Origin of the sequence: Galbibacter sp. BG1 (genome assembly GCF_013391805.1) — a bacterium.
Classification (GTDB): Bacteria; Bacteroidota; Bacteroidia; order Flavobacteriales; family Flavobacteriaceae; genus Galbibacter.
Genome location: NZ_CP058364.1, coordinates 3,459,077 through 3,472,028, shown reverse-complemented (window position 1 = coordinate 3,472,028; position 12,952 = coordinate 3,459,077). Strand labels below are relative to the sequence as shown.

General features: G+C 35.4%; 11 protein-coding genes. 4 read left to right on the top strand and 7 right to left on the bottom strand.

The features are described 5' to 3' along the window. The first annotated feature begins 75 nt into the window (after nt 1-75). Nucleotides 76-1,476, top strand: a complete 1,401-nt coding sequence (locus HX109_RS15075) for an MBL fold metallo-hydrolase (RefSeq protein WP_178953517.1) — start codon at nt 76-78, stop codon at nt 1,474-1,476. 77 nt (nt 1,477-1,553) lie between these two features. After that, nucleotides 1,554-1,769 (top strand): DUF2892 domain-containing protein, encoded by a 216-nt coding sequence (locus tag HX109_RS15070; protein WP_317170426.1) that lies wholly within the window; start codon nt 1,554-1,556, stop codon nt 1,767-1,769. A gap of 9 nt (nt 1,770-1,778) precedes the next feature. Here the strand turns inward: HX109_RS15070 and HX109_RS15065 are convergent, their stop codons facing one another. The 6 genes from HX109_RS15065 to HX109_RS15040 form a co-directional block, all read right to left on the bottom strand. After that, nucleotides 1,779-2,054, bottom strand: a complete 276-nt coding sequence (locus HX109_RS15065; RefSeq protein ID WP_178953513.1) for an ATP-dependent Clp protease adaptor ClpS — start codon at nt 2,052-2,054, stop codon at nt 1,779-1,781. A 15-nt stretch (nt 2,055-2,069) separates the two neighbouring features. Then, nucleotides 2,070-2,903, bottom strand: coding sequence for a 50S ribosomal protein L11 methyltransferase (gene prmA / locus HX109_RS15060; RefSeq protein ID WP_178953511.1), 834 nt, complete (start codon nt 2,901-2,903; stop codon nt 2,070-2,072). 85 nt (nt 2,904-2,988) lie between these two features. Next, on the bottom strand, nt 2,989-3,738 hold the full coding sequence (gene tpiA, locus HX109_RS15055; RefSeq protein WP_178953509.1) for a triose-phosphate isomerase: 750 nt from the start codon (nt 3,736-3,738) through the stop codon (nt 2,989-2,991). 113 nt (nt 3,739-3,851) lie between these two features. Next, nucleotides 3,852-4,946 carry a BT_3928 family protein gene (locus tag HX109_RS15050; protein ID WP_178953506.1) on the bottom strand — a complete coding sequence of 365 codons (1,095 nt, stop codon included), beginning with the start codon at nt 4,944-4,946 and terminating at the stop codon, nt 3,852-3,854. Between the two features lie 562 nt (nt 4,947-5,508). Then, the gene (locus HX109_RS15045; protein WP_178953504.1) at nt 5,509-7,920 is read right to left on the bottom strand and encodes a thiamine pyrophosphate-dependent enzyme; all 2,412 of its coding nucleotides are present in this window, start codon (nt 7,918-7,920) and stop codon (nt 5,509-5,511) included. A gap of 267 nt (nt 7,921-8,187) precedes the next feature. Further along, a complete protein-coding gene (locus HX109_RS15040) occupies nt 8,188-11,007 on the bottom strand; it encodes a metalloprotease (RefSeq protein WP_255462712.1) in 2,820 nt (939 codons plus the stop codon). A 173-nt stretch (nt 11,008-11,180) separates the two neighbouring features. On the opposite strand from HX109_RS15040, the gene HX109_RS15035 reads away from it, so the two are divergent. Next, nucleotides 11,181-11,711 (top strand): DinB family protein, encoded by a 531-nt coding sequence (locus tag HX109_RS15035; RefSeq protein ID WP_178953502.1) that lies wholly within the window; start codon nt 11,181-11,183, stop codon nt 11,709-11,711. Nucleotides 11,712-11,801: 90 nt separating this feature from the next. Then, entirely contained in the window at nt 11,802-12,347 is a 546-nt protein-coding gene (locus HX109_RS15030; protein ID WP_178953500.1) for a type 1 glutamine amidotransferase domain-containing protein, read from the top strand. Between the two features lie 208 nt (nt 12,348-12,555). Here the strand turns inward: HX109_RS15030 and HX109_RS15025 are convergent, their stop codons facing one another. After that, nucleotides 12,556-12,858 (bottom strand): hypothetical protein, encoded by a 303-nt coding sequence (locus HX109_RS15025; protein WP_178953498.1) that lies wholly within the window; start codon nt 12,856-12,858, stop codon nt 12,556-12,558. Between the last annotated feature and the right edge of the window lie 94 nt (nt 12,859-12,952).

Sequence of the window (12,952 nt, the reverse complement as noted above, 5' to 3'; positions counted from 1 at the left end):
AGATATAAGATCAATAGCGATGATGTTATTAAGTGCTGGTGCTTTAAGATTTTTAAGATCTCTAAAATTATTAAAATGAAAATAGAACAAATATATACAGGATGTTTGGCCCAAGGCGCATATTACATTGAGTCTAACGGCGAGGCAGCAATAATAGACCCATTGAGGGAGACTGCTCCATATTTGAAGCGAGCAGAAAAAGGAAATACAAAAATTAAATATGTTTTTGAAACCCATTTTCATGCTGATTTTGTTTCAGGGCATATAGATTTAGCAGAAAAAACAGGGGCAACGATAATATTTGGTCCAAATGCCAAAACAAATTACAATATCTATCAAGCCAAAGATGGAGAATCCTTTAAAATTGGTAAGGTTACTATAACAGCATTACATACTCCAGGGCACACACTGGAATCTACTACCTATCTTTTAAAGGATGAAAATGGAAACGATCATGCTATTTTTACAGGAGATACGTTATTTCTTGGAGATGTAGGGCGCCCAGATCTAGCGATTAAACAGGATATTACAAAAGAAGATTTAGCCGGACTTTTGTTTGATTCGCTTCGGAATAAAATTATACCTTTGGCAGACGATGTTATTGTATATCCGGCGCACGGTGCTGGTTCTGCTTGCGGAAAAAATTTAAGTAAGGAGACGGTAGATACCCTTGGAAATCAAAAGAAAACAAATTATGCCTTACGTGCGGATATGACCAAAGAGGAATTTGTAAAAGAAGTTCTCGACGGTATTATGCCGCCGCCACAGTATTTTTCTAAAAATGCAATGTTGAATAAAGAGGGGTACGAAACCTTTGAAGAAGTTTTGGAAAAAGGAGATGTCCCGCTGGCTCCCCAGAAATTTGAAACTTTAGCGAATAGGGAAGGAGCTTTGGTGTTGGATGTAAGGACGCAGGATGAATTTTTAAAAGAACACATACCGAACTCCATTTTTATTGGTCTTAACGGATCTTTTGCACCCTGGGTAGGGGCGCTAATTAAAGATTTAAAACAACCGATTCTTTTAATAGTGCCCGAAGGGAAATCTGAAGAAGCTGTTACAAGATTATCGAGGGTTGGTTATGATAACACATTGGGATATCTGGATGGAGGTCTGGTGGCTTGGAAAAATGCCGGAAAAGAAACGGAGAGTATTTCTTCGATTACTGCCGAAACTTTTGAAAAGCAATATCAAGAAGATTTACATATTCTAGATGTTCGTAAACCGGGTGAATATGAATCAGAACACTTAGAAAAGGGGAAATCGTTTCCATTGGATTTTATTAATGATCATATGGCGGAGTTGGACAAGGATAAAAAGTATTACATACACTGTGCCGGCGGCTACCGCTCTGCAATTGCCGCATCTATTCTTAAAGCTCGAGGGTTTGAAGATTTAGTGGATATAAAAGGGGGCTATGGAGCATTGAAGAAAACAAAGCTTCCAAAAACAAACTTTTCTTGTCCGAATTCTTAAAGATAGCGTACAAAAGCAATCTGTCTTAAAACAACAAATCCCTAAAATTTTAGGGATTTGTTGTTTTTAATATATTTTTGAAAAAAACTTTTATTTTGAAGAAAAACATAGGAAATAAAGACAGGCTTATACGAGTAGTTATTGCTTTTCTCATCGCCGTATTATTTTACTTTCAGATACTACAAGGCTTGGTAGGAGTTATATTTTTGGTATTTGCCATTGTAATTTTAGTTTCCTGTTTGTTCCGTTTTAGCCTTATCTATAAAATATTGGGCATTAATACAAATCATTAGAACTAAAGGTTATACTATCTCTGCACTTAAACCTGCCTGCAATAACTTAGAGCAACGTGGTTTTAAATCGTCGTAATCTCCAGTTTTTACAGTACATTTACCTTTATAATGTACAATTATAGAACATTGTTCGGCCTGTTCGGGGGTATGATCGCAGGTATCTACTAACATATCTATAACATAGTCGAAGGTATTTACTTCATCATTATAAAGTACAATTTCATTCTGCTTTAATACCTCTTCTTCTAGTAATAATTCTTCTGAAATTTTTTCTTTTGTACTCATATTCAGTATTTTGTGCTAATTTAAAAATTTTACAGCAACCCAATGGTTCTTTTCCAAATTTTCAATAAATTTTAACGAAAACTCTTCGCATTTTTCACGAATCTGAGGAATGTCTTCTTTGTAAAATCCACTTAGAAGAAGGGTTCCCCCTTCATTTAAACATTTAATATAAGTTGGAATATCGTTTAAAAGAATGTTTCTATTTATGTTGGCGATAATAACATCGTAATTTTTATTTTTCAGTAAAGAAGCGTCTCCTTCTAAAACGGTAATGTTACTACAATTGTTCCTTTCTGTATTTTCAATGGAATTTACAAAACACCAATTGTCGATATCAATAGCATCAATGGCCTTGGCTCCCTCTTTTTCTGCTAGAATGGCCAGCACACCTGTACCACACCCCATATCTAAAACCTTTTTATCTTTAAGATCTTCTTTCAGCAAAAACTGAATCATCATATGGGTAGTTTCGTGGTGTCCCGTTCCAAAACTCATTTTAGGTTCTATAATAATATCGTATTTGGTATTGGGAACTTCGTGAAATGGAGCCCTTACGGTACACATGCCGTCCACTTCAATAGGATGAAAATTCTTTTCCCATTCTGCATTCCAATTCTGTTGCTCGATTTCCTTGTATTCAAAAGAAATATCGAAGTTTTCATTGGTTAATATCTGGATGTCGTTTAGAACGTTTTTGTGCCACTCTTCTTTCTGAATGTACGCTATAAGTCCTTCTTCATTTTCCACAAAACTTTCGAAACCAGCATAACCCAACTCGGCAATTAGAATATCGTTACCGGGGTCTATGGGACTTACATTAAAAGTATACTCCAGATATATTTGATCCATTTTTATATTTTTTAATTAAAACAAAAAAAGCCGAAAATTGTATGTGCGATACAAAACTTCGACTTTTTTAAATAGGTTCGATATTTTAGATTGCTTTTACAATACCAATAAAATCTTCCGCTTTTAAAGAAGCTCCTCCAATAAGTCCACCATCTACATCGGGTTTAGAAAAAATTTCTTCTGCGTTGGCCGGTTTTACACTACCTCCGTAAAGTATAGAAATACTGTCCGCAAGGTCTTGATTATAGTTTTCTGCGATGGTTTTTCTTATAAACTCATGCATTTCTTGTGCTTGCTCTGGGCTTGCAGTTTCTCCGGTACCAATAGCCCATACCGGCTCGTAAGCCAAGATAATATTTTTCCAAGCATCTGCCTTTAAATGAAAAAGGGCATTTTTTAGCTGACTTTCAACCAACTTAAAATGGTTACCGGATTTACGGTCGTCCAGCTCTTCTCCAAAGCAAAATATTACTTCCATTTCATTTTCAATAGCGGTATCTACTTTTTTGGCAAGTAAAGCATCGTCTTCCCCAAAATAAGCCCTGCGCTCGGAGTGTCCTAAAATTACAGAATTAACGCCCACACTTTTAATCATGCTAGCAGAAATTTCCCCAGTATAGGCCCCATTTGCCTCTTGATGCATATTTTGAGCTACTACTTCTATAGGACTATCTTTTAAAGCTTGAAAAGCAGCATAAAGGCTTGTAAAAGTGGGTGCTATTTTAACTTCGGCATCTGTAGCCGGTAAGCTCTTTTTTAAATCGCTAATTAGTGCTTGCGTCTCGGCAAGGTCTTTATTCATTTTCCAATTTCCGGCAACAATTTTCTTTCTCATTCTGTTGTTTTAATTATTTGGTTGTATGTTGATATAACTTCCTTACAAAAATATCAAAATCCTTTATCCTAAAGGAAGAACTTAACATCTTCTTACAATTAAGGATTAAAAAGTTATTTATTAAACTTCAATTCTTCTACATCATTAAAATGAAGTTTCTGTGTAATAGTGCCATTTTGCAGTTCCAACAATGCAGGGTTAGAACGAACAATGGTTTTAACCGTAGTAAGATCGCAAAAATAAAAATCGATATCTAAATTATATTTTTGTTTATATGGTGCCAATTGCTCGCTACTGGAAGCAGAAAGTCCGATTACGGAAATATCATTTTCTTTAGCTTCTTTAAGTATAGATTCCATTTTTTCCAGTCCTTCCTCATTGGCTTCTTCAATATTTCTTGAAACGATCACCAAAACCCGATCACGATTCATAATTTCTTCAGTATAATCGGTTCCATCGAGTTCCATGGTAAAATCATGAATAGGAGGTTCATATCCTTTCTGCAGTAATTCAGTTTCCACCCCGATAAATTCACCGTCCACTTTAGGATAATCTCCTGTGGTGGTAATTACTTTTTCATTTCCATCTATGTTGAATTTCCATTGATATTCGTAAACGGCCTGTGGTGCATCTTCCGGGATTTCCATACCTGCAGGGATGTTGGCACCAATTTTATAAGGCCGAAAGTCTACTACAGGTAAATGATTGTAAACATAATAAACATACCCAATGCAAAGAATAAGAGCTACAAAAGTACCGATGCCGGCAAAACTAAATTTAGAAATATATTTTCTTTTGAAAAACAGGATCAAAATAAGTAGGAGAAGGATCACGTCTTTAAAAAAAGATTCCCACGGAGTTAGTTTTATGGCATCCCCAAAGCATCCACAATCGGTTACCTTGTTAAAATAAGCCGAATAGAACGTCAAAAAAGTAAAAAAGATAATCATTAATAAGAGGCTCCAAACAGTGAATTTACGTTTGTAGCCGAGTAAAAGCATGACTCCTAGAACAGTCTCAAAGATCACTACGAAAATAGCTATACCAAGTGCATGCGGGGATAGAAATTCTAAATTTAAAACACTCGGACTAAAATATTCTTCAAGTTTAAATGAAAATCCTACCGGATCATTAAGTTTTATGAGTCCGCTTATAACAAATAGAAATCCGACAATAATTCTCGCAAAAGAGACTATTATTTTGGCCATATATTCTTTAAGTTTTACTGTTCTTGCTGAAAAAATTAAGTTATATGCAAGTTATCGCTTTTAGAACAAATTTAAGATGAAAAAAGAATGGAATTGGAAATTAATTGCGGCATTCTTTTGATTTTTATATGAATTATTGGAAGCATAGAGCAAACTATGCTAAACTGCTTTGTAAACATAAATAGAGATGTGCCTTATCTTGGGAATGTGGAGTATTGAAACTATCAGTAAATAGTTGGTATTAAAACTGAAAAGCAACAGGTATTCGGGATGGTTCTAGAGCAAAATATTATAAACAAAAATTTGGTTTAGTTAATGAAGGAATTTCATTGAACTAAAAATTCTTCATTCAGCGCTACTAATTACTTCATTTAAAAATGCGCCAAAATTTTTTATCATACTTTTCAGTTAAACAAATTTCAGCAAACAGTATTGTAATGCCTAATTCAATGGATAACGAATAAACTAGATTTAACCGGAACCAATCTTTCTCAAGGATATAGGCAGCTGATAAACGAAATCAATCAACCACAATAAATAAAAATAGAATATTTAGAAATCCTTACTTTAATTTAGGATATTCGTTAGGATTGGCTTCGTGCATAATGGCATATACCTTTTCAAAAATATCTTCAGCATTTGGTTTGGAAAAATAATCTCCATCACTGGCGTAGGCTGGCCTATGCGCTTTTGCAGTTAATGTTTGTGGAGCACTGTCTAGATAGATATAACCGTTTTGATTTTCTACGATTTCCTGCAAAAGATACGCTGAGCAGCCTCCTGGAACATCTTCGTCTATAACCAACAAGCGATTTGTTTTTTTCAGGCTCTTCACTGTATCGTGATTAATATCAAAAGGCAACAAGGTTTGTGCATCGATAATTTCCACATCGATATTAACTTCCAAGAGTTCTTTTGCTACCTGCTCTACAATTCGAAGAGTAGAACCATAAGAAACCAAGGTAATATCGGTACCCTCTTTTACAGTTTCCACAACCCCTATAGGAGTTTTTATCTCACCCAAGTTTGCGGGTAGTTTTTCTTTTAATCGGTAACCGTTTAAACTTTCTATAACAAGGGCAGGCTCATCACTTTCCATTAGTGTATTGTAGAAACCAGCTGCTTTGGTCATGTTTCTTGGTGTTAGAATATACATTCCCCTGAGGAGATGTATAAGACCTCCCATTTGGGAGCCCGCATGCCAAATCCCTTCCAAACGGTGACCACGTGTTCTTACAATCAGCGGTGCTTTTTGCTTTCCAACCGTTCTATATAGCAGGGAAGCCAAATCATCGCTTAATACATAAAGGGCGTATAAAATGTAGTCTAAGTACTGTATTTCTGCAATAGGGCGTAATCCTCGCAATGCCATTCCAATTCCTTGACCGATGATGGATGCTTCACGAATACCTACATCGGCTACACGTAACTCTCCATATTTTTTTTGAAGTCCTTCCAATCCTTGATTAACATCCCCAATATTACCGCTATCCTCACCAAAAATGAGGGAATTAGGATATTTTGCAAAAAGTTTATCAAAATTATCACGCAGAACAATTCTCCCGTCCACCATTTCGGTGTCTTCTTTAAATTCTGGTAGAACTTCGGCAATATTGGTAGCGTTGCTTTTAGTTTCGCTGTAAAGATGAGAACTGTATTCCGGTTCGGTACGGGTATAAAAAGAATCAATCCATGCAATAAGGTCTTCTTTCGCTTGGCTATTTTCTTTGGTTACATAGCGCAATGCTTTTCTAGCAGTGGAAATAACATTTCTCTTAACAGGCTCATCAACAGAAATTAAATCATTTTTAAGACGGTTGATAAAGCTTTTATTGGCGCTGGAATTTGCTAATTCGTTCAGCAGTGCAACTACCTTTTTCTTCTCTGTTTTTATAGGTGCCAGAAATTCGCTCCATGCCTCTTTTTTACCGTCGCGTACTTCTTTCTTAATTTTCTTTTCAAGTTGATTAAGCTCTTCATCCGTTGCAAAATCATTTTGAATGATCCACTCCCTGAATTTTAAATTACAATCGAATTCTTTTTCCCATTTAAGTCGGTCTTCAGTTTTGTAACGTTCATGAGAACCAGAAGTAGAGTGTCCCTGCGGTTGTGTAAGCTCTACAACGTGCAATAAAACGGGAACATGCTCGTCGCGAGCTATTTTCCCCGCTTTTGTAAAAGCTTCAATAAGAGCTGGATAATCCCAACCGTTTACGACAATTATTTCGAATCCGTTTTCGGTTTCGGTACGCTGAAATCCTTTAAGAATTTCAGATATGTTTTCTTTGGTAGTTTGGTGTTTGGCATGAACAGAAATACCATACTCGTCATCCCAAATGCTAATTACCATGGGAACTTGCATAACACCAGCTGCATTCAAGGTCTCAAAGAAAATTCCTTCGCTGGTGCTGGCATTTCCAATAGTACCCCAAGCAACTTCATTTCCTTTAACCGAAAATCCTTCTTTTTTGGTTTCGTCAACCTCCCTATAAATTTTGGAAGCTTGTGCCAAACCTAGTAAACGAGCCATTTGACCTCCAGTAGGGGAGATGTCAGAACTGCTGTTCTTTTGTTTGGTAAGATCTACCCAAGAACCATCTGGGTTATTGCTTTGTGTTAAGAAATGTCCTCCCATTTGCCTCCCGGCGCTCATAGGCTCCTTTTCAATATCGGTATGGGCGTAAAGTCCGGCAAAGAAGTTTTTAATGCTCAATTCCCCGATAGCCATCATAAAAGTTTGGTCACGGTAATAACCACTTCTAAAATCGCCATTTTGGAATGCTTTGGCCATGGCCAGTTGAGGAACTTCTTTACCATCCCCAAAAATTCCAAATTTTGCTTTTCCAGTTAAAACTTCCCTCCGTCCTAATAAACTACATTCTCTACTGGTTACAGCAATTTTATAATCATTAAGTATTTGATTCTTGAAATCTTCAAAGGAAATATCTTGTTTTGTTTCTGGTTTTGTTTGCATAGAATTTTTTATGAGACGCTAGCAAAAATAGCTAAAAAGAATGGTTTTTGCAATTAAAAAAAAGCCTTACAAAATGATAATATTTCAATATAAAATGTTAAAATTGAATTTACTTTAAAGAAACTTCGGTTTTTAATGCTTTGATTGCTTTTTTATTAATGTTTTTAAGGAAAGAAATAAAAGAAAGTAGATTTCAAAAAAGATGGAAATTTCGATTTTTCAACGTTATTTTTGGGGCAAACAATGAGCTTAGGAAGAAATATTATTTTAAAACCATTTTCTGGTGAAGAGGCCGGTTAAGGTTCTCGGACTAAGGGTGATGATAAACCTTATCTTTTCGTCGTACTGCGGTTGTGCAATTTCCCAACCGTTGTTAGAGTAAATAGGGAAGTACAATTCGAAATAATCGGTTACTAAGTTTAGCCTAATTCCAGAGTCGTAGACAAAGCGGGCATCTTCATTTTTATTCCGAATCATACCTACATCGCCATACAGTTCTATCCATCGCCAAATGTTAAAACTGGCATTGGAGGTAATCATCCAGTCGTTGGCAAAGGGATTGTTCAATTTCGATTTAAAGCCACCTTCAGCAATGATAAGTTGTTGACTAAAAATACCAGAATCTTCAGATCTACCTAGGTAATCGTAATCAAAAAGATAATCCGTGGGTCTATCTAGCGCATAACTAAAATAATCAGAATTGGTTTGGTTGTAGATAAATTTTCCTGCAAAAAAGCGCAAGTTAAACTGTCTATTGCTTTGGAATAGCTTTCTATATTCCCAATTAAAAGATACCTTGGCAAAATCGCTAGCTATTTGTACATCGGTAAACCAAGATTTGTAATTTATAATTCCGTTGTTACCATAAGCATAGCGAATATCGAGTACGCTGTAATCTGGATCGGTATCGATGGTGGGTGAAAAGTCCCGAATAACATTTACAAAACGAATGTTTAGAAGCTCTCTTTCGTTAGATCTTAAATCGTCGTTTCTAAACCGAAAGGTTAGGGAAGGGGTTATGGTACTGTATCTTAGTCCATCTGCGTAATGATAAGAAGAACCAGCAATAAAAGCATCGATTAGATACATATTATCGTGGTTTACGTATTTTCTGAAACGTAAAGATCCAGAACCTACCAATGCATTTTCTCCAAAAGCATAGGAGGGTTGAAGATCGTAAACAAAAGGTTTAGCTAAAAACGTTTTGTTGTATAACCTCAATCCTGGAGTTATACCATCGTAAATATTAAAACGAAATACCGGTACGTAAAATATTTGATTGTAATAGGGGTCTTCTGTATCCTTAAAAAATTGAAACCTCAATTTTCGATTGGTCGATAAAAAGCCGTTTACCGATTTCCAATTGTCCCTTTCATTGAATTCCGGAATCACCCTATCATAGTTTAAAACCAGCCGTTTTACATCTTTTCGAGGGACTGTTACGGTCTCAGTTTTGGTGATATCGGTATACCAATTCTTAAATAAAATAGAGTCGTTCCTGTCAATACCGTATATGGTAATGGGAACGTTGGTATTTCTTTTGTTTTTGATAGTGACCTCTATGGAATCTTCAGTTTTATTGAATTTTTTTATTTTGAAGTCAATTTTTTTGTTGGTATCCACATAGGTATTAAAAAACCAATCAATATTTTTGGGGGCATCTTCTTTTAATAAGCTCTCAAAATCTTCCCGATGCGTGGTCTGGGAAATGTTTTCAGCATAAAAATCCTTAATCTTTTTATCAATATAATCTTGGCCAAGGTAGCTATCTAAATATGCCAATCCAACGCCAGATTTATATTTATTGGCTATACGTTCGTTAAACTTGATCAGGGAATCCCTAGGAGTGGTTAAGGGCTGATCTGAATAAGTGCGGGCCATTAACATATACAAATAAGGATACTGGTCGTTAAAATTCATTTGTGCGAGATGGAAAGAACGTACCCCCCAGATATTCGATAGTTTACCCAACAATTTCATGTCCTTGTAGAAGTTGTCCACATACTTCATTAAAAGATAGGTTTCTATACCATCCTTTACCCAATTTTCTTTTCGGTTATCTAAATAAATCGTATTGTTTAAATAGGTGTGTAGGGCCGTTTTAAGCACCTTTAATTCATATTGAAACTCTTCTGGGAAAGGTCGTAAAAAAGAAGGTAATTGGTTGAGTCCGTAAAGAGGATTGTGCTTATAATCCTGTTCTGTAATTAAAAGCTTTTTATGGGGGTAATCCCCTAAAGCACTATCGATAAACTGAACAACCCTTTCTACGGAAAGCGATTTAGTGACACCGTTTAAGGATTTGCTCTCAATATTGGTGATGAGTTCCAGTTTGTCGTTTTTATAAACGGTAAAGTCGTTTACTTTTTTTAGGGAGAGTCTTAAATCCCCCCGGTTTTCACCAAAAATCACTGTTGTTTTCTGGTCTTTATCAACCGTGCTTTCTACCACATCAAAATCGGTGACAAAATAATATTCTTTTGGATAAGTAAAACTTACCTCCATCGATGTGTTTAGGGAGTTTAGATCGTTTAGGTTTTTATTGCTGTATAATTCCCATCCGTTATGGTAAATAGCGGGGGTTATGTACCAATATTTTAAACTGAAATCGTTTTCTTCCGTAAAGCCATAATCGGTAAATTGAGCATTAGGCAGTTTAACTTTATACGATAATTTTAAAGTATAATTTTCCCCGGGAAAGACGGAGGTTTTGGGATTGACTTTAATGATGTCTCCACCCTGAATACGCTCCCATTCTACAGTATTGAAATTTTTGTCGTTAAGGGAATAAATAGTGGTTTCTCCACGATCTTCTTCTTTAGCCAAATGCAGGCTTTTATTAAATTCTTCTGCAAAACGGGTAGCTAGAGCCGTACTTTTGTTGGAGTAAGCATGATTCCAATCGTATAAATAAAAAACATCAAGAGTGTCTTTTGAGGTATTATGATAAACTATTTCTTGTTGAATCTGGATCATATGTTCTTCAGCCAACAAGGTAGCATCTATTTTCTGGCTGCTTTGGGATTGCAACACTTGAACACCAAAAAAAGCGAGCAGTATAAAATATATAGACTTTGGTTTCAACATTAACGGGTCTAGGGTTAAATTCTATTTTTTTTTATGGATTGGTTAAAGTTGAACCTTTTATTTATGCATAGGTTAATCACGTTGCTTGCAATATTATGAAAAAAAATAACAATACAAACACGATAAATAAATTAGCGTTGTTAAATTCGTATGCATTTAAAACTTTACAAACGATGAATATTTCTGAATTAAAGCCCAACGAATATAATAACTACTACCATACATATATCAAAACCCTCGGGAATGTCGAGATGGTACCTGAAATGGTAGAACGAAGCAATGCATTTGTAGCAATTTTGGAACAATTGAACGATGCAAATTTCGACTTTTCCTATGCGGAAGGAAAATGGACCATAAAAGAATTGCTATTGCATATTATAGATACAGAAAGGGTGTTTCAATACCGGGCGTTTACTTTTGCTAGAAATAACGGCTGTGTTTTGAAAGGGTTCGATCAAGACGTTTACGTATCCAATTCAGCGGCAGCAATTCGTTCAAAAGCAAGTTTAATTGAAGAGTTTAAATCGGTACGGGGGAGTTCTATTTCTTTGTTTTCTTCTTTTCAAACCAATGTTTTTGAAAATTCAGGAGTTATAGAGGGCAATAAAATGACAGTTAAAGCGGCCGGATTTTTAATTTGTGGACATCAAAAACACCATGAAACCATTCTGAAGGATAAATACCTGCCTTTATTAAAGGATTAACATAATAATAAGGAGGTTTTATAAGTTCGCTAACAAAGATTCCATTGTTTAATGACTATCTTAAGTAAGAACTATTAAAAATAGAATATTATGAAAAAGATAGCAATTTTAGCAACAAACGGATTTGAAGAATCAGAATTAACTTCTCCCAAAGAAGCCATTGAGAATGAAGGATGGCAAGCAGATATAGTAAGTTTAAAACCGGGATCTATTAAATCTTGGAAAGATGGAAACTGGGGAGAATCTTTTAATGTTACCCTAACAGTAGAGGAGGGGTTGGCAAAAAATTATAATGCCTTGGTACTGCCAGGTGGTGTAATGAATCCCGATAATCTTAGAACCAACGAAAAAGCGCTACAGTTCATTCGTGATTTCTTTAAACAAGGTAAACCGGTAGCGGCTATTTGCCACGGACCTTGGAGTTTGATTAATGCCAATGTAGTTGAAGGTAGAACTATGACTTCATATCCTTCGATTAGAAAAGATTTGGAAAATGCAGGTGTTAATTGGGTTGATAAGGAAGTTGTGGTAGATGAAGCTTTGGTAACCAGTAGAAATCCTAACGATTTACCAGCTTTTAATAGTAAGTTGATCGAAGAGATTAAAGAAGGAAAGCATGAACATCAACATGCCTAAGAGTTAAAAAATAGTAGATAATTTATAAAAATAGCTGTTCGAGATGTACATCTTGAACAGCTATTTTTTATGAAATTAGTTCGATAAATAGTGGCTTTACTTCAAACTATTCAGTCCTAAAGGAAATGGAAAATGTTTTGAAAAATATTTCCATCCCAAATTGCTTCGTATTTGCAATTCTAGGGTAGATAGTTCTCAATTAGTTTGCCTAATCGTCATCTTCTTGGTCTTCGTCTTCTGGAATCTCAAGATTTTCAGAGTTTATATCTTCATTATTATCGAAATCGTCGTCTTCTTCGTCAAAGTTTTCCATGGTATTGGCCAAACGCGTGCTCACTTTTACCAAGTAAATAGTGTCTTCGGTTCTCACTTCTACAGCTTCAACCGTTTCACTATTGGCATTTTTAAACTTTATGATGTCGTCATCGCCATAGCCATCAGGATATTTCTCTACGAGCATCGTAAGAATTTCGTTCGTTAATTTTTTGTAATCTACTATTACACGTCTCATATAGTTGATAATTATTGTCAGTTTTAACTTTGCTTATCAGACTTTCATCTGAGGGATTCAGTTTGATAGATTAAATATATATGAATATTTTTTT

Excerpts from the sequence above, each read along its gene's own strand:
- tpiA (WP_178953509.1), bottom strand. The coding sequence starts at position 3,738 with ATGAGAAAGAAAATTGTTGCCGGAAATTGGAAAATGAATAAAGACCTT.
- HX109_RS15040 (WP_255462712.1), bottom strand. The coding sequence starts at position 11,007 with ATGTTGAAACCAAAGTCTATATATTTTATACTGCTCGCTTTTTTTGGT.
- HX109_RS15065 (WP_178953513.1), bottom strand. The coding sequence starts at position 2,054 with ATGAGTACAAAAGAAAAAATTTCAGAAGAATTATTACTAGAAGAAGAG.
- HX109_RS15035 (WP_178953502.1), top strand. The coding sequence starts at position 11,181 with ATGAATATTTCTGAATTAAAGCCCAACGAATATAATAACTACTACCAT.
- HX109_RS15045 (WP_178953504.1), bottom strand. The coding sequence starts at position 7,920 with ATGCAAACAAAACCAGAAACAAAACAAGATATTTCCTTTGAAGATTTC.
- HX109_RS15025 (WP_178953498.1), bottom strand. The coding sequence starts at position 12,858 with ATGAGACGTGTAATAGTAGATTACAAAAAATTAACGAACGAAATTCTT.
- HX109_RS15075 (WP_178953517.1), top strand. The coding sequence starts at position 76 with ATGAAAATAGAACAAATATATACAGGATGTTTGGCCCAAGGCGCATAT.
- HX109_RS15030 (WP_178953500.1), top strand. The coding sequence starts at position 11,802 with ATGAAAAAGATAGCAATTTTAGCAACAAACGGATTTGAAGAATCAGAA.
- HX109_RS15050 (WP_178953506.1), bottom strand. The coding sequence starts at position 4,946 with ATGGCCAAAATAATAGTCTCTTTTGCGAGAATTATTGTCGGATTTCTA.
- prmA (WP_178953511.1), bottom strand. The coding sequence starts at position 2,903 with ATGGATCAAATATATCTGGAGTATACTTTTAATGTAAGTCCCATAGAC.